The sequence below is a fragment of the Streptomyces caniscabiei genome, assembly GCF_014930365.1.
Taxonomy (GTDB): domain Bacteria; phylum Actinomycetota; class Actinomycetes; order Streptomycetales; family Streptomycetaceae; genus Streptomyces; species Streptomyces caniscabiei.
Map to the genome: position 1 here is coordinate 599300 of NZ_JABXWI010000001.1, position 23342 is coordinate 622641.

General features: G+C 73.5%; 19 protein-coding genes. 9 read left to right on the forward strand and 10 right to left on the reverse strand.

All coding sequences use genetic code 11. The features are described 5' to 3' along the window. Nucleotides 1-125: 125 nt before the first annotated feature. On the reverse strand, nucleotides 126-1076 hold the full coding sequence (locus HW837_RS02935; RefSeq protein ID WP_045558621.1) for a L,D-transpeptidase family protein: 951 nt from the start codon (nucleotides 1074-1076) through the stop codon (nucleotides 126-128). Then, the gene (locus HW837_RS02940) at nucleotides 1066-1569 is read right to left on the reverse strand and encodes a SigE family RNA polymerase sigma factor (RefSeq protein ID WP_045558620.1); all 504 of its coding nucleotides are present in this window, start codon (nucleotides 1567-1569) and stop codon (nucleotides 1066-1068) included. Before HW837_RS02940 ends, HW837_RS02935 begins: the two co-directional genes overlap by 11 nt. Nucleotides 1570-1800: 231 nt before the next feature. On the opposite strand from HW837_RS02940, the gene HW837_RS49535 reads away from it, so the two are divergent. The 4 genes from HW837_RS49535 (at nucleotide 1801) to HW837_RS02960 (ending at nucleotide 4647) form a co-directional block, all read left to right on the forward strand. Then, on the forward strand, nucleotides 1801-2343 hold the full coding sequence (locus HW837_RS49535) for an Ig-like domain-containing protein (protein WP_234442583.1): 543 nt from the start codon (nucleotides 1801-1803) through the stop codon (nucleotides 2341-2343). 118 nt (nucleotides 2344-2461) lie between these two features. Continuing rightward, nucleotides 2462-3058: a hypothetical protein gene (locus HW837_RS02950; protein WP_045558619.1), complete on the forward strand. Its 597-nt coding sequence runs from the start codon at nucleotides 2462-2464 to the stop codon at nucleotides 3056-3058. A 132-nt stretch (nucleotides 3059-3190) separates the two neighbouring features. Next, nucleotides 3191-3793, forward strand: coding sequence for a SigE family RNA polymerase sigma factor (locus HW837_RS02955; RefSeq protein WP_045558618.1), 603 nt, complete (start codon nucleotides 3191-3193; stop codon nucleotides 3791-3793). Between the two features lie 89 nt (nucleotides 3794-3882). Beyond that, nucleotides 3883-4647 (forward strand): hypothetical protein, encoded by a 765-nt coding sequence (locus tag HW837_RS02960; protein ID WP_237269845.1) that lies wholly within the window; start codon nucleotides 3883-3885, stop codon nucleotides 4645-4647. 41 nt (nucleotides 4648-4688) lie between these two features. Here HW837_RS02960 and HW837_RS02965 read toward each other — a convergent pair whose 3' ends face one another. The 4 genes from HW837_RS02965 to HW837_RS49900 all read right to left on the reverse strand — a co-directional run bounded on the left by HW837_RS02965 (nucleotide 4689) and on the right by HW837_RS49900 (nucleotide 8150). Next, a complete protein-coding gene (locus tag HW837_RS02965) occupies nucleotides 4689-6032 on the reverse strand; it encodes a helix-turn-helix domain-containing protein (protein WP_045558616.1) in 1344 nt (447 codons plus the stop codon). 324 nt (nucleotides 6033-6356) lie between these two features. Beyond that, nucleotides 6357-6977 carry a Uma2 family endonuclease gene (locus HW837_RS02970; protein WP_093790263.1) on the reverse strand — a complete coding sequence of 207 codons (621 nt, stop codon included), beginning with the start codon at nucleotides 6975-6977 and terminating at the stop codon, nucleotides 6357-6359. Between the two features lie 13 nt (nucleotides 6978-6990). Continuing rightward, complete coding sequence (locus tag HW837_RS02975) at nucleotides 6991-7758, reverse strand: alpha/beta fold hydrolase (protein ID WP_193379390.1); 768 nt, start codon at nucleotides 7756-7758, stop codon at nucleotides 6991-6993. Nucleotides 7759-7802: 44 nt separating this feature from the next. Next, complete coding sequence (locus HW837_RS49900; RefSeq protein WP_078853532.1) at nucleotides 7803-8150, reverse strand: cold-shock protein; 348 nt, start codon at nucleotides 8148-8150, stop codon at nucleotides 7803-7805. A gap of 198 nt (nucleotides 8151-8348) precedes the next feature. On the opposite strand from HW837_RS49900, the gene HW837_RS02985 reads away from it, so the two are divergent. Further along, complete coding sequence (locus HW837_RS02985; RefSeq protein WP_143110725.1) at nucleotides 8349-8903, forward strand: hypothetical protein; 555 nt, start codon at nucleotides 8349-8351, stop codon at nucleotides 8901-8903. 80 nt (nucleotides 8904-8983) lie between these two features. On the opposite strand, the gene HW837_RS02990 is transcribed toward HW837_RS02985, so the two are convergent. Beyond that, a complete protein-coding gene (locus HW837_RS02990) occupies nucleotides 8984-12952 on the reverse strand; it encodes an nSTAND1 domain-containing NTPase (RefSeq protein WP_193379389.1) in 3969 nt (1322 codons plus the stop codon). Nucleotides 12953-13202: 250 nt separating this feature from the next. On the opposite strand from HW837_RS02990, the gene HW837_RS02995 reads away from it, so the two are divergent. Next, on the forward strand, nucleotides 13203-14036 hold the full coding sequence (locus tag HW837_RS02995; protein ID WP_193379388.1) for an NPP1 family protein: 834 nt from the start codon (nucleotides 13203-13205) through the stop codon (nucleotides 14034-14036). 96 nt (nucleotides 14037-14132) lie between these two features. On the opposite strand, the gene HW837_RS03000 is transcribed toward HW837_RS02995, so the two are convergent. Further along, nucleotides 14133-14918, reverse strand: coding sequence for a mechanosensitive ion channel family protein (locus HW837_RS03000; RefSeq protein WP_045558611.1), 786 nt, complete (start codon nucleotides 14916-14918; stop codon nucleotides 14133-14135). 331 nt (nucleotides 14919-15249) lie between these two features. On the opposite strand from HW837_RS03000, the gene HW837_RS03005 reads away from it, so the two are divergent. From HW837_RS03005 to HW837_RS03015, 3 genes are all read left to right on the forward strand, one after another. Next, on the forward strand, nucleotides 15250-17235 hold the full coding sequence (locus tag HW837_RS03005; RefSeq protein WP_045558610.1) for a WD40 repeat domain-containing protein: 1986 nt from the start codon (nucleotides 15250-15252) through the stop codon (nucleotides 17233-17235). Nucleotides 17236-17457: 222 nt separating this feature from the next. Next, nucleotides 17458-18120, forward strand: a complete 663-nt coding sequence (locus HW837_RS03010) for a response regulator transcription factor (protein WP_045558609.1) — start codon at nucleotides 17458-17460, stop codon at nucleotides 18118-18120. A gap of 49 nt (nucleotides 18121-18169) precedes the next feature. Then, nucleotides 18170-19573, forward strand: a complete 1404-nt coding sequence (locus HW837_RS03015) for a sensor histidine kinase (RefSeq protein ID WP_045558608.1) — start codon at nucleotides 18170-18172, stop codon at nucleotides 19571-19573. A 298-nt stretch (nucleotides 19574-19871) separates the two neighbouring features. Here the strand turns inward: HW837_RS03015 and HW837_RS03020 are convergent, their stop codons facing one another. Next, nucleotides 19872-21173, reverse strand: a complete 1302-nt coding sequence (locus tag HW837_RS03020) for a hypothetical protein (protein WP_045558607.1) — start codon at nucleotides 21171-21173, stop codon at nucleotides 19872-19874. Nucleotides 21174-21843: 670 nt separating this feature from the next. Beyond that, complete coding sequence (locus HW837_RS03025; RefSeq protein ID WP_234379502.1) at nucleotides 21844-23064, reverse strand: PP2C family protein-serine/threonine phosphatase; 1221 nt, start codon at nucleotides 23062-23064, stop codon at nucleotides 21844-21846. Nucleotides 23065-23342: the final 278 nt, after the last annotated feature.

Genomic DNA, 23342 nt, shown 5'->3' on the forward strand with positions numbered 1-23342 from the left:
TCCCGAGAGCACGACGTTGCCGTTCCCACGCCAACACCGCTCGTGCCCGCCCACCAGCGCACGGGGGCGTACGGGTGAGGTGGTCCCCCGGACAGCGCAGGGTTCCTGGTGAGGTGGCCGGTCGGTCAGCCGGGGGGAGTCTGGGAGGGAGCGGGGGTGGGGACCACCGTGGGCGGGGTGGGGGAGGTGCCCCGGATCTCCACGATCGCGCCCGTGGGCAGGCGGCCGTACAACCAGCGGGCGTCCGTGGTGCGCAGGCCGATCCAGCCGGAGGTCATGTCGGAGGTGCCGGGGGCCCTCTCGTAGAGCTCGTAGAGGGGGAGGGCGGCGATCCAGACCTCGCTGTCGCCCGGGGGCCGCGTCGGAACTGCGCTGAACCGCTCACCGGGGCCGGTCCCGTCCGTGGGCCCGTCCGTGGTCCCGTCGGTCGGGCCGGTCCCGTCGGACCCGCCCGTGGTCCCGTCGGTCGGCTCGGTCCGGTCGGGCTCGGCGCTCGGGTCGGCCGGGTCGAAGGCGTCGGCTCCGGCGTTCGTGCCGGTCCCGGCGGTACCGGCGGTCGCCTCGGTCCAGGCCGACCCGCCCGTGGCGGCCGTGGCGCCAGTGGCGTCCGTGCCGACCGGGGTCAGTTCCAGGACCCACGTCAGCTGCCCGTCGTACTCGTCGCCGAAGCCGACCGTCGCCCCGGGCACGAGTTTGACGTCGGCCTTGGCGGTGACGGTCATCAGGCCGGTCGGGGTCGGTGTCTCCGCCGTGCCCGCCGAGATGGGCAGCTCACGGCCGGCGACGGTGAGGACGCGGCGGGAGAGGTCGACCGTGGCGTCGGGAGACTCAGCCGTCGCGCTGGGCGGGGCGCTCGCGGCCAGGGCCGAGTCCCGCTCGGTGCCGTGCGAGACGGTGTTCAGGGTGAGGACGGCGGCCAGGCCCGCCGCCGCGCAGCCCCCCGCGACCGCCGCGGTCGTACGGCGCCGACGGCGACGGCGTCCGGCGGTGGCGCGGACCTCGGCGCCGGACCCGGGCGGCAGGGACTCGGCGGACTCGGCCAACTCGCGTAGCCGGAGGGTGAGTTCATCGGACACGGCCGTCCTCCTTCGCACCCTTGCCGGGGGCCAGTTCGCGCGCCAGCGCCGCCCGGCCACGGGACAGCCGGGCCTTGACCGTGCCCACGGGGGCACCGGTCTCGGAGGCTACCTCCTCGACACTCAAGTCGCACAGATGGTGCAGAACCACTGCCATCCGCTGGGCCTCCGGGATCCTGCGCAACGCCTGCACCAGCACCGCCCGTTCGGGATCGGGTCCCGGCGCGTGTTCCGGCGGCGGATCACGGCGCACCAGCTCCAGCCAGCGGCGCGCCCGGCGCCACCGGCTCACCGCGAGCCGCATCGCCACGGTCCGGATCCACGCCTCGGGCGCTCCCTCGGCGAGGAAGTCCCGGCGCCGGTCCCAGGCGCGTACGAAGGCCTCCTGCACCACGTCCTGCGCCTCGCCGTGGTCCCCGGTGAAGGCGTAGAGCTGGCCGGTCAGACGGGGGAACGCGGTGGCGTAGAACGCGTCGAACTCTTCCTCGGTCATGCCCCCCGCCGTTGTCCGAAGTCCCGTGCATCGCCATGCAACCCGGTGGCCCCCGCCGTGCGTACATGTCACGACCGTACGCCGCAGCACATCGAAACACATCGCCGAAAGCGACTGGGGGACACCATGACCACGGGGAGCGGGACCACGGGGAGTCGGGCCGACGGGAGCGGGGCCGGGGGAAGCCGGGGCGGTCGGTCGGGGGCGCGGCCGCGTAGGCGGCCGGGGCGCGTGATCGCCGCGACGGCCGCGTGCGTGGTCGCGTTCGCGCTCGCGGGCTGTGCGGGGAGCGGGGAGGGAGTGCGGGTCGAGGGCCCGAGCGAGATACCGAGAGCCCAGGCCCGGGCGGACGCGCAGGGGACCGAGGAGGGGACCGAGGAGGGGGTCGAGGAGGGGGGCACCGGCGGGGACGGGACCGGGACCAGCGCGAAGAACGTGAACGCCGGGGACCGCACCACGCCGCTGCCGGCCTTCGACGGCGTGCGGGTCGGCATCGCCGAGGGACAGACCGTCGGCGTCGGCATGCCGATCTCCGTCACCTTCGCCCGCCCGGTCCCGAAGGCCGAACGCGAGGCCGTCGAGAGGCAGTTGAAGGTCACCATGGACGACGGCACCGACGGCACCGAGGGCGGCTGGGGCTGGGTCGAGGACCGGGCCCTCGCCGACGGGCAGCGCGTCGACTTCCGCCCGCGCACCTCCTGGCGGCCCGGCACGAAGATCACCGTCGAGGTAGGCGCGGACCTCGTCCGGCACGTCACCGTCGGCCCTCGCTGAGCCTGAGAAGCCGGAGAAAAAGTTCTCCGCCGGTGTCATCCGTCCCGTACGCCTCACGGGTTTCAGGAGTGTCAGACCAAGCACCTGGACCAACACATCTTTTGGGGGTCGTCCGTACATGACCACGGCACGGATGCACACACTCGTCGCCGTCGCAGCGCTGACCACGCTGCTGGCGGGGGCGTCGACGACGTCGTACGCCGCCTCGCGGGGGGAGGCGGCGCACGGCGCCGGCACCACGGTGGCGGCGGAGGCCACGGCGGCCGCGACGGCCGCCAGGAAGGCGCCGACTCCGCGCATCGTCCAGCCCGGTGAACACGTCGTCGCCGCGCCGGGCTTCGAGTTCTGGCTGACGGAGGAGGGCAAGCACTGGATGGAGCCGGACCTGCCCGACTTCGAGCAGTTCCGCAGCGTCGTCGACGGCAACATCGACCGGAGCCGCCCCGGAGTCTCGCTCCAGGCGTCCGCCTTCGAGGGCCGCTACTACCTCTCCGGTGTCTACTACGGAGGCAAGGGGACCGCCTCCCGTGTGGCGGTCCGGACGAGCACCGGCACGGTCCACGGCAAGCTGCTCGAACTGCCCGGCAAGCCGGGCTGGGGTGTCTGGTACGCCGTCGCCGACCTGCCCGCGGTGGACGACGGACAGGAGTTCCTGCGCGGGGTGACCGTCCGCGACACCAAGGGCGGCGTGTACTCGCAGCTGCGTCTGCGCTGAGCCCACGGCGGTGCGGGGGCGGGGGGGGTGACCGCCCCGCTCCCGCACCCGCCGAACTCCCCCACCTCCCGGACCTGTTGCCGTACCTGTTCCCGTTCCCGTTCCTGTTCCCGACCCCGAGGACCGTCGCCCGTGCCGCAGGAGAAACCCGGAGCACCGGAGGCCGGCGACTTCGCCGCGTACGCCACCGCCGCCTGGCCCCGTCTGGTGCGCACCGCGCACATGCTGACCGGCGACTTCCACGAGGCCGAGGACCTCGTGCAGACCACCCTGGCGAAGGTGTACGCCCGCTGGCGGCGCATACCGCGCGACGACGTCGACTTCTACGTACGGCGCTCGCTGGTGAACAACAACATCAGCCGCGTACGGAAGAGACGCGTGGCGCACCTGCTGACCCCGTTCCTGCCCGAGCGTGTGCACGAGCGGCAGGCCGGGCACGCCGAGTCGATCGCCCAACGGGCGGCTGTCACCCAGGCGTTGGCCGCGCTGTCGGCCCGGCAGCGGTCCGTGCTGGTGCTCCGCTTCTGGGAGGACCTCAGCGAGAGCGAGATCGCCCAGCTGCTGGGCTGCTCGCTCGGCACGGTCAAGACCCATGTGCGCCGGGGGCTCCAAGCCCTGCGCGCCCACCCCGAGTTCACCGGCGCGGCCTACGCGGACCGCCGCGGCCACGGCTCCGCCCCCTCCCTCCCGTTCGTCCCGGCGCCACCCTCACCCGTCCCCGGAGCCCGCCCATGAACCACCCGACCTCCGGGACCGGCCCGGACACGACCGCGACAGCGACAGCAGGAACAGAGGCAGAAGTGGCTGTCGTCGACACAGGCGGCATGGGCGACACAGACGACACCAGCGACAGCGGCGACACCGGGCGGCGGTTGCGCGCGGCGTTCGCGGAGGCCGCGTACGGGCTCACGCCTCCGCCCGTGCCGCTGGAGGCCATCGAGCGGGAGGGCCGCAGCCGTCGGCGACGGCGCCGGGCCGCCGCGCTGAGCACGGGCTGCGGGCTGCTGCTGCTCCCGCTGGTCGTGGTGCTGGCCCTCCGCCCCGACGGCTCCTCGGCCACGGTGCGGCCCATGGCCCCGCCCGGCCCGAAGCCGAGCGCGTCCGCCTCGCCGCCGGCCTCGCGTCTGTCCACCCCCCTGGCCGGGCAGGCGCGGGTCGTCGAGCCGGGCGAGAAGGTGCGCATCGGCGACGGCACCCGGCTCTGGCTGACCGAGGAGGGCAAGTACGGGGACACGCCCGGCGTCTCCGAGGTGCCGGAGTTCAGCAGTGTCGTCGACGGCAACATCGACCGGAGCCGCCCCGGTGTCTCGGTGCAGGAGACTCCGCGGGGCCCCGAGAAGGTCTTCCTCACCGGCGTGTACTACGGCGGTTCGACGGAGGCGGCCGGCGTACGGATCGAGCTGTACGACGGCAGGACCTTCGACGGCACGGTCGTCCGGCTGGCCGGCAACAAGGAGTGGGGCGGCTGGTACCTGCTCGCGACCGTCGGGGAGGGCGTCTCGAACCCCGAACACATGCGGGGCATCACCCGCAAGGTCACGGTGTACGACAGGGACGGCGGCGTGGTCGCCTCGCAGGACCTCGGCTGAGCCCCACGAGGAGAGTCACCGCTTCTCATACAGGACCCGGGTCAGAGCGGCGGCTGTGCGGGGGCCGGGCCGAGGGTCGTGGTGCCGGGGGCCGTACGGTGACCGAGGCCCGTGCGGTAGGCGTCGAGCGCGGCCTCCACACGGCCGCCGCGGCGGTACAGGTCGCCCAGCAGCCGGCACAGGTCGGCCAGGTCACCGGCGGCACCGGCCCGCTCCAGCAGGCTCAGCGCCCGTACGTAGTGCTCCTCGGCGGCATCGGCGTCGCGCGCGTCCTCGGCGATGATGCCGAGGAGGCGGTGCGCGGCGGCGGAGTGCAGGGCGCCGCGTTCGGAGCTGAGGTCGCTGAGGACCTCGCGGAGCAGCTCGGCGGCCTCCTCGGACTTGCCCCGGCGGTGCAGGACGTCGGCGAGTTCCACGGCGACCTGGCTGGTGTAGAGCGCGGCACGCTTGGCGGAGAGCATGCGGCGGGCCTCGCGCAGTTCCTCCTCGGCGCGGGCGTAGTCGCCGTTCTGGGCGTGGAGGTAGCCGCGCATCCAGTGGCAGTTGGCCAGCTCGGTGCGGATCTGGAGCTGCCGGTACAGCTCGGAGGCCTTGGCGAGGGAGGCGTCGGCCTCGGCGATCCGTCCCTCGGCGATCATCGTCCGGGCGACCGAGCGGTGCATACGGGCGACGAGGGCCGGGTCACCGGACCGCGGGGCGAGCGCGAGGGCCAGCTCGGCGGCCTGGGCGGCGCGGGCGTGGGCGCCCATGTCCATGTAGGGGGCGATGACGCCGGTGTAGAGGAGGAGCAGGGCGTCGGGGTCGTGCAGGCCGTTGCGGTTCAGCTCGTCGAGTGTGGACTCGTAGAGGTAGCAGGAGTAGCGGAGTTCACCGGCGAGGTAGTGGGCGGTCGCGCGGCCGCGCAGGGCGGGGACGCGGGCCGGGAGGGGGGCGTCGCCGAGGCGCTGTTCGACCTGCTCGAACCGCAGCTGGGCGGTCTCCAGGTCACCGGTCTCCAGGGCGCATTCACCGAGTCCGAGCAGGGCGTCGGCCTCTTCGGCGACCAGGCCGTACTCCTCCGCCTCGGCGAGGACGGCCGTGAACCCCTCGGCTGCGGCCTCGCCGGCCCCGCTGGCGAGCGTGCGCTGGGCGCCGGTCAGACGGAGCCGCAGCTCGGTGGCGAAGCCCGCGGGGCGTCCGGTGGCGAGTTCCTCGTATCCGACGCCGAGCCGTTCGGCGATATGCCGCAGCGCGGGTTCCGAGGCCCGCACCCGGCCGGCCTCCAGGGTCGAGATATATGCCGGGGTGTACGCCGGTTCCGCCAACTGCCGCTGTGTGAGGCCCCGTTCCGTCCGCAGTTGCTGCACTCTGCGCCCGATGACGTCGGGGTCGTCACGCTCGGCCATACCTGCCATGACGTAAGCATGCCAGTAAGCCCGCTTACACCGGCCGTTTCAACCAACTCCCATACAGCCTCTTGCCGTTGCCAGGCCAAAGCCTTACGTTAAGCGACACGTTAAGCACGCTTAACTCACCGAGTCAGCCACCCGGTCACCGTCGTAGCCACCGTCGCAACGCCGTCGCCGTCGCCGCCGCTGGGAGGCCCCGTGATCCGAGACCTGCTCACCCGCCACGCCCGCTCCGCCGCAGCCGCGCTCCTCGCGATCACCGCCCTGATGACGGCGGCCAACGCGTTCCCGCGCTGACGGGGCGAGCCGTCCCGCGCGGGCTCAGAACTCGGCGGTGTCCACGTCGAAGCCGAGGGGGCTGGGCAGGGGGACCACCATGCCCAGCTTGCACTTCACCGCCTTCGCGTACCTGTCGGCGGACGGCTCCGAGAACACCGTGACCTCGGCTTCCTCGCGGTCGATGAGGAGGTAGACCGGGATACCGGCGCGGGCGTAGCCGAGGATCTTCGTCTCGCGATCACGGTCCCCGGTGCTGGTCGAGGTGACCTCGGCCACGAGAAGGACAGCGGAGGGATCGTGCCACTCCTGCTCGTCGTCGAAGGTTCCCTTGGGGGCGACTGCGAGATCAGGGACCACGTGCCCTGTCATGGAGCCACCGGGGACGTCCAGCCCGATGCCGGTGTAGTTGCGAAGGGATCGGTCACGGCGGCGGTCGATGATCTGCCCCGTCAGCTCCGCCAGGATCTCCTCATGCTCCCCGTCGGCCGGAGGCGTCACGCAGATCTCTCCCTCGATCAGCTCTACGCGCCAGCCCCTGGGGGCCGTCGCGCTGAAGAGCTGGAAGACCTGCTCGACGCTCGCACCTGTGTGGTCAGGCACGTCGCTGTCGCCGTCAGGGTCGTCGAAAGGACCGCTGACGCACTCGCCCTGGTGTCCCGGCATGAATGTCGGCTCCTCAGTGGGCCAGGGCGTCTGCCGTCGCGTGGGCGAACGCCTCCGGGTTGTCGAGCATGATGTTGTGGCCGCAGGCCGGGATCGGGACGACGGTCACGCCGGCCTCGGTGAGGGCGTCGGTGCCCGGGACGGGGCCGTCGGCCTCGGGGTGGAGGTAGGTGCGGGGGATCTTCAGGTCCAGCAGCAGCTCGCGCATCGTGGGGCGGGTGCCCTGGGCCAGCCGGGCGGCGCTCCGGTACAGGGCCTCGGGGCCGACCAGCCGCATCGTCGCCCACCACTGGGCCCCGGCCAGTTCCGCGAACTCCTCGCGTCCGCCCGCGAGGAACTCCTCCTCGGAGTACGCCGCGATGCCGTTGCTGCCGACCACCCCGTGCGTGGGGACCAGCGGATCGAGGTTGGAGTCGATCATCACCAGCCTCCGCACCAGCCCCGGGTGCCGGGACGCCAGCACGATCCCCACCGAGCCGCCCATGCTGTGCGCGATCAACTCGGCGCCCGTGACGTGCGCCGCCGTCAGGGCCCGGGCGAGCGCGTCCGCGTGGGCCTCCAGGCCGTAGTCGAAGTCCGCCGGGCGATCGCTGATGCCGTGCCCGAGCATGTCGACGAGCAGCGAACGGCGCCCCGCGAGGAGGGGGTGGACCGCGACCTCCGTGAAGTACGCGGACGACGTGGCCCCGAGCCCGTGCACATACACGCGGCAGGGCTCCTCCCCCGGCAGCTCGACCCACCGGATCCGGTCCCCGGCGTCCGTGACCACGGCCTCACGCATGTCCGTCCCCCCTCACCCCGGCCGCCGCGCTGGGCCGTACCGGGTCACTCGTCGTCGAACTCGATGTGGACGTCGGTCAACGCGAACACGTCGTCCTCCTCGTCCTCGTCCTCATCCTCGCCCTCGCGGTCGGCGTCGTTCCGGGCGGCCGTCTCGTCCGTCGGGCGGCGCACCCGCGTCGCCCGGTACGCGTAGCCGTCCTGCTCCGCCTCCTCCCAGGTGAACAGGACCGCCTCACCCGGTTCCAGCGACGCGAACGCCCCCGGTTCCGGGGTGGACACGGCCGAGAAGTGTGCCCAGACCTCACCGGGCACCTCGGGTGAGGCGAGGACTCCCCAGCCGGACTCGTCGTCCCACGACCGGACGGTGCCATGGACCGGATGACTGCTGATCGTTCCCCCTACGGACGGGCCGGAGTCGCACGAAGGCTTCCCAGGCTAACTCCGGATTTTCGCACTCGCATTGTCCCAAAGGACCTACCGCGGGCCCCACTTCCTCTGATGGTCTGGTGATGACCAGGCAACACGCCTGGTGCCACGCATTTCTGAAACGGGGACACCTTGCGGAACGAAATGAACAGGATCGGCCGCGTGGCCGTCGTGTCCGGCACCGCCCTGACCCTCGCCTTCGGCGCGCTCGGCGCCGCGCAGGCCGCGCCGACGGCCGCGACGGCGCAGGAGACGACCGTCTTCACGCCGAAGAAGCAGGGCTACAGCACGCCCAAGGCGAAGCAGAAGGCCGGCATCCTGCACGCCCAGGTCAAGCTGACGGGCAAGTACCCCAAGTACTACCCGATGCCCTGGTCCTTCAAGATCACCAACAAGAAGCTGAAGGCCATCGCCACGAGCAGGATGAACTGCAAGGCGACCGGGCTGAACGGCAAGTACCACGACACCCACGCCGCCATCCCGGTCGGCTACGAGTGGCACTCCAAGGTGGGCAGCAAGGCCCACCCGCACAAGAAGAAGAAGACCTACAACCTCTCCGCCACCTGCGTCTTCAACGTCCAGGTCGGTGGCAAGCCCGGCAAGGCCACGGTCGGCTTCACCTTCAAGTACGCCATCAACCCCGACAAGAAGAAGTCCGCGACCGCGACACCGAACAACGCGCCGGTCACCACGACGAAGATCGTCCTCGACCGCTGAGGGATCGCCGAGAGCGGCTGAGGGACTGTTCGACCACAGCCCCTCGGTACGCCTCGGTGCTCAGTACGCCTCGGTGCCCCTCAGCCGCACACCTCTCGGTACGGCGCGTCCGGCACGTACGTGGCCCACTCGCCCCTCGACAGATCCTCGTTCCCGGCGCGGGCGCAGACCTGGGCGATGGTGCGGCCCGGGGCGACCGTGTGGCGGAGCAGGGGGACATGGGCGCCGCCGGCGTAGAGGGTCGTGCTGTCGGGGCTGAAGGCGAGTGACGCGATGCGCTCGCCGGGGGAGGGGAGCGGTCCGCCCAGTGGCTGCTGGGTGGTGGTGTCCCAGAGCTGGACGGTGCCGGCGTCGCCGCCGACGGCGAGGGTGTGGCCGTCGGGACTGAGCGCGAGGGCGCTGACGGCCTCCGGGGTGCCGCCGCCGAGCGGGGCCGGGAAGACGTTGCGCAGGACACCGGCCCGGCGGCGCAGGTCGCCGTCCCACAGCGCGACCCGGCCGGTGCGGTCGCCCGCCGCGACCCGGCTGCCGTCGGGGCTGAACGCCAGCGCGCTGATGTGGTCGCCCTGGACGAGGTCCAGCGCGGCGCTCCGCCCGGTGCCGTCGCGGGCCACCCGGTTGTCGCCGACGACCAGTTCGTCGCGGGGGCTGAGCGCGAGGCGCGCGCCGCCCAGGCCCGGGCCGGTGAGGGTGTCGGTGCGGCCGCGGGTCTCGGTGTTCCACTGCTCGTTGCTCGGCTCGCCGTCGACGGGGGTCCGGGTGGTGAAGAGGGTGTGGCCGTCGGGGGTCAGGGCCAGCGCCGTCACCTCGGTGCCGGACCGGGTACGGCCCAGGTCCAGCACGCTCTGGGCGCGACCCCGGGCCACGTCCCAGACGGTGAACCACTGCGACGCGCCCCGCGCGCCGGGGCCGGTGACGCCGTAGACGAACCTGCCTCCGTCGGGGCTGAACGCCATCCGGGGGACGGTGTCGGCCGGGGCGAGCCGCTCGGGGGAGCCGGCCGGGGACGTGACGAAGGCCGGAGCCGGGGGAGCGGGCGAGGGCGAGGACGGCAGGGTGCGGATCAGGCGGCCGTCGCGGGTGTCGCGGAGCTCGAAGCGGAACCCGGAGCCGGCGTCCACGCGACCGGCGCCCGCGCTTCCGGCGCCTGCGCTTCCGCCTCCCGCGCTTCCGTCGCCGGTGCCGGTCGGGGTGCCCGGCCCCGTACGGGTGGCCGTGGCGTACAGGCGGCCGTCCGGGCTCAGCAGGACCGCGTCCACGGGGCGGTCGCGCCAGGCCGCGGTGACCGTGGTCGTCAGGTCGAGGGTGTGGGCGGTGCCGCCCTCCAGGTAGCGCAGCACGGACGTTCCCGGGTCCCAGGCGAGACCGCCGCGCAGGTGCTGGTTGTTGAGGGGGTGCCGGAGGACGGGGGCGGCCGGTGACGACGGCCGCCACACCCGGATCTCGTCGGCGGAACCGGCGGTCGCCAGGAAGTCGCCGTCCCCGCTGAACGCGGCGTACCGCACGCCGGGGTCCTGGAGCACGGCCACCCGGGTGCCGGTCCTGGCGTCCCACACCCGTACCTCGCCACCGGCCACGACCGCGAAGCGGCCGGCCGCGCCGAACACCACCGCCGAGTCGGCGCCGCAGACCCCGCGCTCCCGTTCCCAGGAGCCGTGCACCACCCGCCGCCCGTCCACCTCCAGCACGCGCGGCGCCTTCCCGGCCGGGCACACGGCCACCCGGCGGTCGTCCCCGTCGGGCGCCACGTTCGCCGGCGTGACCCCGCGCGCCTCGAACAACACGGCCCCGTCCACGACGGACCGCACCCGCACCCGCCCCCGCTCACCGACCGACCCAGCCGCCGCATCCGCACCCGAAGCCCCGTCCGCCCCCGAACCATCCGCGGCGGCGTCCGCGCCCTCCCCCACCACATAACTCCCCCCGCTCGCCCCGAACGCGATCTCCGTCCCCTCCCCGCCCGACAGCCGCAGCGGCGCTCCCCCGGTCCACCGGCCGGCGCGCACGTCCCACAGCCGGACGGTTCCGGGCGCGTCGCCGTCCCCCGCCCCCGGCGTCGTCGAGATCGCGAGGACGCGGGCGTCGGGGCCCGCGGCCAGGACCTCGCCGGGCGGGAGGTGGCCCGAGGCGGTGGTGCGGCGGGTGGCGAGGTCCCAGGTCTGCCAGGTGCGGTCGTCGACGCTGAGGAGGGTGCGGCCGGAGTCGGCGAGGAACCGCTGGGAGCGGTAGCCGGAGGCGGGGTCGCTGAAGGCGTCCACCTCGGGCTGGGCGAGGGAGCCGAGGAGCGCGCGGCGGGTCTCCGGGAGCGGGGCGATGCGCCAGGCGGCGATGCCGAGGAGGAGTGCGGCGCGCGGATCGGTGGTGCGCAGGCCGTCCGCGACGGCGGCGACCCGGCGCGCGGTGTTCTGTGTGCGCTGGAGAACGTTGTCATCACGCTGCCGCCAGGCCGCGAGCCCGGCGACGAGCGCCACCGCGAGGACCGCGGAGAGCGCGCCCACCAGGGCCCGGGCGCGGCGCGTGGCACGGCCGGCGGCGCGGCGCTCGGTCTCCCGGACGTCGAACGCGGCGGTGAGGAAAGCCCGTTCGGCCCCGGTGAGCGCGAGGTCACGGGTGTGGCCGGGGAACACCTCCTCGGCCCGGGCCAGCCGGGTGCCCCGGTAGAGCGTGCCGGGGTCGCGGTCGTGCTCCAGCCAGGCGCGGGCGGCCTCGGTGAGCTGCCGGTGGTGGCGCAGCCGTTCGCGGTCCTGGTCGATCCAGCCGTGCAGCCGGGGCCAGCAGGCGATCAGCGACTCGTGGGCGAGGCGGACGCCCTCCTCGTCGACGGTCAGCAGCCGGGCGCGGGCGAGCCGTTCCGCGACCACGGGGATGTCGGGGTGGGAGCACTCGGAGAGTTCGTCCCGGGTCAGCGGGCGCCCGGTGTCGACGGTGCCCCGGCCCGGTTCGACCAGCCGCAGCAGCAACTGCCGGGCGGCGGTGGCCTGCGGCGCGGACAGCTCGCCGAAGACGGCCTCCGCGCTCGCCGCGATCGCGGCGTCGATGCCGCCGGCCGCCTCGTACGCGGCGGCCGTGAGCATGCGGCCCCGGCGGCGGCGCCAGGTCTCCAGCAGGGCGTGCGACAGCATGGGCAGCGCGCCGGGGCGGCCCTGGACCTCCTCGACGACGGTGGCGGCGAGGGAACGTTCCACCAGGAGTCCGGCCGCCTGCGCGGGCCGTACCACCGCCTCGCGCAGCTCGTCGGCGGTCATCGGGCCGACGGGCAGCCCGGCGTGGCGCAGGACCTCGGCGAGGCCCGGGTGTTCGGCGCAGCGGGCGTGGAAGTCGGCGCGTACGGCGATGAGGACCCGGAGGCGGGAGGCGGGGTCGCGGGCGGTGAGCAGCAGGTCGAGGAAGCGGGCCCGTTCCGTCTCGTCCCGGCAGAGGGTGAACACCTCCTCGAACTGGTCGACGACGACCCAGCAGTCCGGTTCGCCGTCGGCCACGGTCAGCAGGTGGCCGTACGTCTCGGCCGGGCGGGCGCCGGGGGTGAGGACCCGCAGCACGGACACGCACTCCTGCCGGGCGATCCGCTCGCGCAGCCGGGGCAGGAAACCGGCGCGCAGCAGGGACGACTTGCCGCTGCCCGAGGCGCCGAAGACGGCCGCGAAGCGGTGGGCGTCGACCAGGTCGCCCAGTTCCTCCACCAGCCGGTCGCGGCCGAAGAACAGGGCGTGGTCGCCGGGTTCGAAGCGGGCGAGACCCCGGTACGGCGCCGGGTGGTCGCCGCCGTCCTCCACGGCGGCCGCGCCGGCCGCGGCGTCGGCCTCCCTCCAGCGCGGCTCCCAGTCGGCCGGATCGCCTGCGCAGGCCCGGACGTAGCCCTGGACGACGGCGAGGGAGGGCAGCCGTTCGCCGGCCGCCGCCTGGGAGAGGGTCGTCGCGGAGAAGCCGGCGTCCTCGGCCATGGCCCGGTAGGACGGGCCGCCCGCAGCCCGGCGCAGCTCCCGCAGTTCGTGGGCGAGGCGCTGCACGGGCCCGGCGGCCGGGTCCAACGGTCTTTCGGGACGCCCCACAGGATCACCCGCTTCCGGTTCAGGCGGCGCTCACCATACGTACGCAGGTGGACACGCGTAACCCTGGGCGCGCGAAGTGTGGTGTTGATGACAGCCGCCGTACGCCGGGCCGAACAACTCGGAAGCGGGGCGCGGAGTTGATTGCCCCGGTGGAAGGAGGTGCCGATCAACTTTCCGCTTGCCAGCCTCGGTTCCGCAGAGCCGGATCACCGGCGTCCCCCACGCTGAGCCGAGTGGAGAGAAACCGCTGATGTCCCACGCCACGAACAGGTCCACGGAGTCCGTGCGTTCGCGCCTCACCCGTCTCGGCAGGGCCGCGGCGGTCGCGGGCAGCGCCGTCGCCCTGACCATCGGGTTCACCGGCAGCGCGCACGCGGGCGTGCTGAACCCGCTGAACGAGAGCACGACCTCGTTCCAGAAGACGTTCCAGCCGGTCTTCGACTACGACTCCGACAGCTGCTTCCCGGCGGCGGCGATCAATGCGAGCGGCACCCTCAACGGCGGTCTCGACGACAGCGGTCCGGTCACCGGTCAGTGCCGCTCGGACCACCTCGGCAAGGCCAACACGTACTCGCGCGTGAAGTGCAACAACGGGTGGTGCGCCATCGTCTACACCCTGTACTTCGAGAAGGACATGAGCTGTGCCGACTGCACGGCCACCTCGCACCGGCACGACTGGGAGGCCGCGGTGGTCTGGGTTCGGCAGGGCGCGAGCACGCCGGAGTACGTGTCCGTCTCCGCGCACGGCGGCTACTCCACCACCACGTTCGCCTCGGTCCCGAAGGACGGGGTCCGGCTGAAGGTCGTCTACCACAAGGACGGCGCGCTGACCCACGCGTTCCGTTTCGCCAAGTCCGGTGAGACGGCGGAGGCCTGGGGCAACGGCGGCTGGGACTTCCCGGGCCTGGTCAGCTGGAACAGCTACCCGGGCACCGGCAACACCTGGACGTCGAGCCTCCAGAGCACGATGCAGAACGCCACCTGGGGCGACGCGAACTTCCCGCTGAAGGACGGCCGCTTCACCACCGAGCTGAGCCGCGCCCTGCCGGCGGGCATCGCCTTCGACCCGAACGGCGCGGGCTGACCGTCCGAAGAGGACCGGACGGACACGAACACCACGCATGACGGCGGCGCCCGGCTCTCCATCGAGGCCGGGCGCCGCCGTCATCGTGCGTGGCGGTCAGCTCTCGGTGCTCGCCGTGTCCGCCCGCTCGCGGGAGCCCGCCTGGTGGCCGATCGCCGTCTCGCGGCCCGCCCGGTACGCCGCCACGCTCCCCCGCGCCTGCACGGTCTCCCGCTCCACCGTCGTCAGCATCCGCTCCCAGCGCTGCCGCATCGGGCCGATCAGTCCGCCGCCGACACCGACGACGAGGATGCCGGCGACCGTGCCGAGCGCGGCGTAGAGGACGGGCCGGGTGACGTCCTGGGCGATGCCTGCCTGGCCGAGCGCCGCGATGACGCCGAGGCCGACGACACAGGCCCAGACGGCGGTCGCGAGGGTGCGGCCGTAGGAGAGGGAGGCGAGCGCGCCCCCGACGATCCCGCGCACCGCGTTGGCGATTGCCATCGCGACGACCACGAGGACCACGGCGACGACGGCGCGCGGCAGCCAGCCCACGATGTCGTCGATCAGCGCGCTGACGGGGTTCGCGCCGAAGACGCCCAGCGCGAACTGCAGGGTCATCAGCATCAGCGCGTAGTACACGATCCGGCGGAGGATGCCGGTCAGGTCGTACGAGGAGTCCCGCAGCAGCCGGGACGTTCCGGCACGTTCGGAGAGGCGCTCGGAGCCGACCTTGCGCAGGACGCGGTCGACGACGCGGGAGACGAGTTTCGCGACGAACCAGCCGACGACCAGGATGACGAGGAAGGCGACGAGTTGCGGTACGAACTGCGCGACCTTGGACCAGGCGTCGTCCAAGCCCTGGGTGAAGTCGACGGACAGGTCGACGGACAGGCTGACCATGGGTGGTTCTTCCCTTCGCGGGTACGTCGGATACGTCCCCTCCCCTTGTGGATAGCAGTGGGCCGACCGGGTGACGGCGCGCCTCAGGGCCGTTCGGGTGACCGCGCGCGGGGTGCGCGGAGGGCGCGTGCGCCGGAGTGGACGTGCGTCCCGTAAATACGTTGAGTTCCCCACCACCCCCTGTGACCCTCTTGTCAGAGGCATGACCTAGTCTTCGCTCACGCGTCACAGGTGTCACACGCGCGGCACAGGTCGAACACACCGACCCCGGGCGACGGCATCCGACGACGCGCCCATTTCTTTCGTTCCGGGGGGTTCGAAACCTGTGCGTATGCGCACTCTTCCGGCTGCCACCGCGCTGGCAGTCCTCTTCAGCTCGGCCGCGCTCGCGGTCGGCACGGTCGCGCCCGCCGCGGCCGACAGCAGCAAGGTCCTGCCGGTCAAGTCGGCGGGTGACTTCCTCGTGGACGGCGCCCACCACCGGGTCTTCGTCAGCGACCCGTACAGCGGCAAGGTCGTCGCCACGGACTACTCGGGCACGGTCCTCGGCACCGTCGCCTCCCTGCCCGGGGTGACGGGTCTCGCCCTCTCCGCCGACTCGGGCACCCTCTACGCGGCCGTGCCCGGCGCCGACACGATCGTGGCCATCGACGCCGTCGGCATGACCGAGGCCGGGCGGTACCCGACCGGCGACGGCACCAAGCCGACCCACCTCGCCCTCGCGGGCGGCAAGGTCTGGTTCGGGTACGGCGACAAGGAGCACGGGGACATCGGTTCGCTGGACGTCTCCGGTGAGCAGCCCGTGGTGGCGCTCGCCCAGGACGCCGACACCGACTGGACGGGCGCGCCCCGCCTCGCCGTGTCGCCGGCCGACCCGGACGTGGTGGCCGCGGCCTCCCCGGAGGTCTACTGGTTCAACCTCGCCGTGTTCGACGTCTCCGGCAGCACGGCCGTCCGTACCGCGCGCGTCGGCGGTCCGGGCCAGTCCGGCATGACCAGCGACCTCGCCTTCACGCCCGACGGCAGCCGGCTGATCACCGCCCAGGCCGGCGACCAGCACAAGGTGTGGCAGACGACCGACCTCGCGCAGGTCGGCTCGTTCACGACGGAGCACCACCCGAACTCGGTGGCGATCGCCCCGGACGGGACCCTCGCCGCCGGGACGAGCTCCCCGTACGACCCGGACATCTACGTGTTCACGCCGGGTACGACGACGCCCGTGCGGGAGTACGAGCTGCCGGACACCGACACGATCAGCGGCTCCGACGACCTCGCCACCGGCGGGCTCGCCTGGGAGCCGGGCGGCAGCAGGCTGTTCGCGCTGACGGGGAACTTCGACAGCGAGTACAGCCTCCGCGTCTACGACGACCCCACCAAGTCCAAGCCGGCCCTGACGGTCAGCGCCCCGGCGACGGCCACCCGCGCCAAGCCGCTCACGGTCTCCGGCACCCTGACGGCCACGCTGCCGCTGCCCGCCGGCACCCCGCTCACGGTCACCCGGACCGACCTGGAGTCCCCCACGGGCAAGTCGCTCGGCACCAAGACGCTGGGCACGGGCGGCAAGTTCTCCTTCACGGACACCCCGCCGGCCGGTGGCAAGGTCACCTACAAGGTGTCGTACGCCGGCGACGCGCAGCACACCGCCGCGTCCGCCTCCCGCTCCGTCGAGGTCTCCCGGGCGACGCCCACGCTGACGCTGGACAAGAACCGCAAGACGTACGCGTACGGCGCGGACGTGAAGTTCACGGCACACCTCGGCTCGACGTACAAGAACCGCAAGGTCGAGATCTGGGCCGACCCGTACGGCTCGGACAGGCCGAACAAGCTGGTGAAGTCGGGGACGGTGAACTCCAGCGGCAACCTGTCGGTCACCGTGGACCTCAAGCGCGACACCAAGCTCTCGGTGAAGTTCGCGGGCGACGCGCGCTACAAGGCGAAGACGGTCACCAACACCGTCTACACCAAGGTCGCCATCGCGTCGTCGATCTCGGGCCACTACAAGACCCGGACGGCGTGGGGCCAGAAGTACCACTACATCCGCAAGTCCAAGGACCCGGTCCTGAAGACCACGATGTCGTACTACCCGGAGCGCAAGCAGCGGCTCCAGCTTCAGTTCCACTACGACGGCGCCTGGCACGACGGGGGCTCCGAGTACTTCCCCCTCGGCACCGCGGGCAGGTCCGACGTGACCCTCACCGGCACCCCGACCACGGACGTCCGCCTCCGCTTCCGCTCGGAGTACCACGACACGACCTCGGGCGACAACGTCAACACCACGACGTACGGCCCCTGGAAGTACTTCATCTACACCAAGTGACAGGAGGGGCGCCCCCGGACGGGGGCGTTCCGAATGACGGGGGGAGCGGTCTCCCTTACCTGCCGGTACGTGTGACGATACGGCCCTGTTCGAAACTTGAGACCTCAATCTGAGGCCACGTTCGCAAAGGAACAGGACATGACCACGCCTGTGCCCGCCGCTCCCTCCACACCCCCACCAGCGGCTTCGTCGTCAGCCACGTCGGCCGCGCGGCTCCTCGTCGTGGACGACGAGGAGGGGATCCGCTCCATGCTGACGATGGCGCTGGAGTTCCTCGGCCACCAGGTGACCGCCGCGGCCACCGGCCGCCAGGCGCTCCAGGCCGTCACCCGCCACGACCCCGATCTGATCCTCCTCGACGTCAACCTCCCCGACCTCAGCGGCTTCGAGGTGTGCCGGACCCTGCGCGACCGGGGCAACACCGTCCCGGTCCTGTTCCTCACCGGCCTCGGCGGCGTCGACGACCGGGTCCGCGGACTCGACATGGGCGGCGACGACTTCGTCACCAAGCCGTTCGAGCTGAAGGAGATCGCCGCCCGGGTCCGCGCCCTGCTGCGCCGGGCCGGCGGCGGACACCCCGCGCCCGACCGCAACCGCCTCCGCGCCGGCGCGGTCCAGCTCGACGCCGACGCCCACCAGGTCTGGGCCGACGGCCGCCCCGTCGAACTCACCACCACCGAGTTCGCCCTCCTGCGCTACCTCATGGAGAACCCCGGCCGCGTGCTGTCCCGGCGCCAGATCCAGGAACGCGTCTGGAACCACCGCGACGAGGGCTCCGGCGTCGTCGACACGTACATCTACTACCTGCGCCGCAAACTCGGCGGGCCGGGCCAGTCCCTCATACGAACGGTCAGAGGAGTGGGCTACCAACTGTGCGCCAGCTGAACGGAGCCCCTTCCGGGGACGGCACAGCGGGTCCGGGCGGGTCGCGGACATGAGCGGGTTCACCGGGCTGGGGGAGAGCATCCGGGCGGTCGGGCTGCTCGCGCCGGGTGACACGTGCGCCCGGCCCGTTCCCGGGCGCCCCGTCCCCCCGGTCGAGCGGCCGATCCGCCCCCACCGCACGGGTCAGCGCACCGTCGGCTTCTGGCTGATCGCCACGCTCGCGACCCTGGGCGCCGTCGCCGCGCTCTCCGCCCACACCCTCGCCCAAAACCTCACGGCCCGCACCGACCAGGAGATCACGAGAGCCGGCGGCTTCGCCGGCGCGGTGCCCCTCGGCAGCCCCGGCGAGCGGGCACCCTCCCCGTACGCCTCGGCGACCGCGCCCTCCCCCTCCGCCCTCCCCCCGGCCCCGCCCCTCGACGAGAACGGTCTCGTCCTCGTCCTCGACGACCGGGGCAGGGTCGTCGAGCGGTACCCGGGATCCCCCGGCCTGCCCGCGTTCCCGGCGCTCACGCCCGCCCGACTGCGGGCGTACGCGGCCCGGTCCGCGCCCTCGGCGTTCGGGGAGAACTACCGCGCGAAGGTCGTCCGCACGGCGGAGACCGGCCGGAATCGCCGGGGCGGCTATGTCGTCACCGCCCGGTCCACCGCCGACGACCGGCGGGCCGTCGAGCGCCTGCTCCAGGTCGAGACGGCCGCCGCGCTCCCCCTCCTGGCCACCGTCCTGATCGGCGCCCGCCGCCTCGGTCGCCGTGAGGTCAGGGAACGGCAGGACACCGAACGGCGGCTGCGCGCGTTCATGGCGGCCGCCGGACACGAACTGCGCAACCCGCTCACCACGATCTCCGGTTACGCCGAACTCGCCCGGGCCGGCGACCCCGCGTACGAACCGATGCGGCAGGAGGCGCTCGACCGGATCACCACCGAGGTCGGCCGGATGGGCGCCCTCATCGACGAGTTGGTGCTGCTGACCCGCCTGGACTTCGGCCAGCCCCTCCGGCTGACCTGCGTGGACCTCGCCCAGCTGTGCCGCGACGCGGTCACCGCCGCCCGTGACTGCCACCCCGACCGGCCCGTACGGCTGCTGCTGGCCCCCGGCGACCACACGGTCACCGGCGACCCGTCGCGGCTGCACCAGCTGGTCGCCAACCTGCTGGCCAACGCCCGCGTGCACACACCACCGGGGACGACGATCACGCTCGGGCTCGGTACGGAGGACGGCCACCGGGTGATCGAGGTGCTGGACGACGGCCCGGGGATCCCCGACGCACTCCGCCCCCGGCTCTTCGACCCCTTCGTACGCGGCGAGGAGCCGCGGGCCGCCGGCAGCGGGCTCGGCCTCAGCATCGTCGCGGCGATCGCGACGGCCCACGGGGGCGTGGTCACGCTGGAGCCCTCCGAACCGTCGCACCGGGGAGCCTGGTTCAGGGTCCGCATCCCGGCGCCGTCCTGAGCCGCCCGGCATAGCCCATGGGTGGTGAGGTGAGGTGGACTTTGCCGACGGCTGGGGAGTTTCTGATCAACCTCTGATCCGGCTCCGACCCGCTTCGGAGCCACGACCGCTTAAGTGGGCCACGTGCGGTGTCCACCGTGTGTACGCGCGTACGCACAGTGCGGCCCCGTACGAACTCCCCCTCCGAGGTCGGCCCGGCATTCGCCCTGATCGACGGCTCATCGATCTACGACGAACGGAACGACGGCTCATCGACCCGGCTCGGCCTACCGGGCACGTGCCGGGCCGACCTCAACACCTACGCGGGCTGCCGCCGAAGTTCGGCCAGATGCTGCCGGGCGTGCTCCAGGGCCCCGGCGCGCCGTCCGGGGACCAGACCCCGCAACTCCACGAATTCCACTCCCAGTTCATGGGCGCGCGCGGTGTCCGTGATCAGCCCCCACTGGTGGTGCGCCCGGTCGACCGCGGCCTCGACCGCCGGGTCCTGAACCGGCCGCCCCGCCGCCAGCCGCGCCCGCGCGACCCCCATCCAGGCCGCACAGCTGCCCGCCGGGTCGCCCGCGAACATGGCCAGGTCCGCCCGCACCTCCCGCCAGTGCAGCACCTCCTCCGACCCGTCCCCGTACTCCCGCAGGGCGTCCTGCTCCCAGCGAGCGGCCAGGTCGTCGGCCTCGCCGTGCCGCCCCGCCCCGACGGCCACACTGATGGCACCGTGCGGATCGACGCCGGGGACGGCGGCGGCGTGCGGCGGGGAGGCGGGGGGCGTGGGTGGAGTCGGCGGAGTGGGTGGGCTCGGTGGAGTGGGAATGGGCGGCCGGGGCGCGGGGTTCTCGGCCTGACCCGTACCGGTGTGTCCGGCGGGTGCGGGCGGGGCCGGCGGTCCGCTGCGCGGGACCGGGGGCGCGCCCTGGGGTCGGGAACGGGTGACGGCGGGGGCGGGGCCCCCGTGCGCGGCACCCGGCACGGGGCCCGTCGCGTCGTAGGAGAGCAGCAGGTCGCCGTAGCCCGCGGTACGGGCGAGCACCTGCTCGTGCAGCGCCGGCGGCTCCGGCCGCTGCCCGCTGCGCAGTATCGTCGCCAGCGCCTTCATGTACGCCGGCGCGGCCACCCCCCGCCGCACGCCCCCCGTCGGCGGCGCGACCCGCCCGTACACGCTCACCCCGGGCCCGGCCGTCAACGGCCGCCCGGCCAGTTGCTGCCACACCTCCGCGTCGGCGTGCAGATCGACGAACAGCGTGGTCGTCCCGGGCGTGCGCAGCCGCAGTTCCTCCACGATCCAGTGCCAGGGGAACGCGGTGTACCGGACGGTCGCCGGTGTCGTCCGCGCCAGCGCCAGATGGACGAGCCGCTGCTTGCGGTCGAGTTGCAGCTGGCCGGCGAGGTACACGGTGAGCGGACCGGGTGCGGTGGCCGCCGCGCGCAAGCGCGTCAGGACGGCCTGCGGCTCCAGCGGATCGGCCAGCTCCACGACGTTCGCCGTCCCCGCGCCGGACAGCACCTCGGGTGTGACGGCCGCCAGTACGGGGAGCACGGAGGCCGCGTCCACCAGGCAGCCCTTGCCCATGGGTGAGGCCGCGAGCAGCAGCACCGTTCCCGGCATCGTTCCCTCCCCATCGACTCGCCGTCACCGGACTTCGCCGGTCGTCGCCGGTCATCGACTCCCGCCGGCCTCCCGGCCGACTTCCCGTCGATCACCCGCACCAGCCAGCACCGTAACCGCTGCGCGTGCAAAGGGGGAAAGGAGGCTGCGGGAGCGGGGCCGGGCCGGCGCCGGGGCGGGGGCCGACGGAAGTCCGAAGCGGAGGTCGAACCGCATCCGGAGCAGGGGCCGGAGCGCGGCCGGGGCAGGGGCCGGAGCGCCACCGGGGCAGGGGGTCGGCGGGCGGCCGGAGCGGAGGTCGAACCGCGTCCGGAGCAGGGGCCGGAGCGCCACCGGAGCAGGGGCCGGAGCAGGGGCCGGAGCGCGGCCAGGGGCAGGAGCCGGAGCGCCACCGGAGCAGGGGCCGGAGCGCGGCCAGGGGCAGGGGCTGCAGCAGGGGCCGGAGCGCGGCCGGAGGGGGGTCGGCGGGCGGCCGGGGCAGAGGCCGGAGCGCCGCCGGAGCAGAGGCCGGGGCAGAGGCCGGAGCGCCGCCGGAGCAGAGGCCGGGGCAGAGGCCGGAGCGCGGCCAGGGGCAGGGACCGGAGCAGAGGCCGGCCGGGGCAGGGGCCGGGGCGGGGGCGGCGCAAGGGTCCGTGGGCGGCCGGAGTGAGGGGCGGGGCGGGGGCGGAGGTCACCGTGGGGCGCTCGGGGCCCGTCGTATCGGCTCCGAGGCCCGCCGGACCGCGAAGATCGTCGTGTCGTCGTCGAGGCCGCCGCCGGTGTGGGCGAGGACACCGTCGCGGACGAGGCGGACCAGGGCCCCGGGGTCGAGGGCGGGTGCCCCGGCGGCGAGGGCGCGGGCGACGTACTCACGGAGCGGGAAGAACACCCCGCGCCCGTCACGCGCCTCCGTCACCCCGTCCGTGACCAGCAGCAACGTCTCGTCGGCGGCCAGCCGCACGGTGGCCGTCCGGGTCTCCCGCGGCGCCAGCTCCGCGAGCCCCAGCGGCAGTCCGTCCCGCAGCGGCAGGAAGCGCACACCGCGGGGGGAGAGCAGCAGCGGGGGCTCGTGGCCGAAGTTGACGACGTCCACGGTGAGCGCGTCGAGCCCCGTGAGGTCCGGGCCCCAGTCGGTGCGCTCGCTGCGCAGTTCGGGGAAGTCCAGCAGGACGGCGGTGGCGAAGCGTTCGGCGTCGTCGCGGCCGACGTGCGCGCAGTAGCGCACATGGCGGACCATCCGGGTCTCCAACCGCTCGGCCACGGTGGCCGGTTCGGCCTCGTGGTAGGCGGCCTCGCGGAACGTGCCGAGCAGGACGGAGGCCGCCTCCACCGCCGCGAGCCCCTTGCCCTGGACGTCGCCGATGACGACGCGCGTGCCGTGCGGGCTGGGCTGGATGTCGTAGAAGTCGCCGCCGACGCGGGCCTCGCTGTCGGCGGCGAGATAGATCTCGGCGTGGTCGAGGCCGCCGACGTCCGGCGGGAGCTGGCGCAGCAGGATGCGGCGGGTGGTGTCGACGACGGCCCGCATGTGCAGCATGCGCTCCTGGCCGCGCAGCCGTACCGCGCAGGCCAGCACGGACAGGATCCCGCCGAGGGCGACGAGGACGAAGTCGGGGAGGCCGGTGCGCTCCTGGTGGGGCCAGGAGTTGTCGCCCACGATGTACATGAGCATCGCGAGCGCCGCGAACAGCGCCGTCGTCCACACCCGGCAGACCGCGGCGGCCGTGCCCGGTACGAGCACCAGCCAGGAGATGACCCGGAAGTCGCCGCCGGTGTACCAGTCGACCACCGGTACGGCGAGCAGCACCACGAGCGGGGGCAGCCAGGCGACGTTCCGCCCACGGATCCGCAGCGGCTGCTGCCGCGCGACGGGGTCCGGGTCCCGGCGCCCGAGAGACACCGGCATCCGCATCCGCATGCCCACAGCGAAACACGCCCCCACTCCCCCCGCATCCGTGGGCGGGTGCGGGGGGAGTGGGGGCTGGTCGCGCAGTTCCCCTCGCCCCTTAAGGGCCTACGGAGCTTTCGGGCCGAAAAAGCACGGGGCGCAGCCCCTGCTTTTTCAGGGGCGCGGGGAACTGCGCGAGAAGCCCCACCGGACCAGCACCCGCCCACGCACAGACACACGCACAGACACACGCACAGACACAGATACCCCGCCCGTCACCACCTCCGCCCCCCGACTTGCCA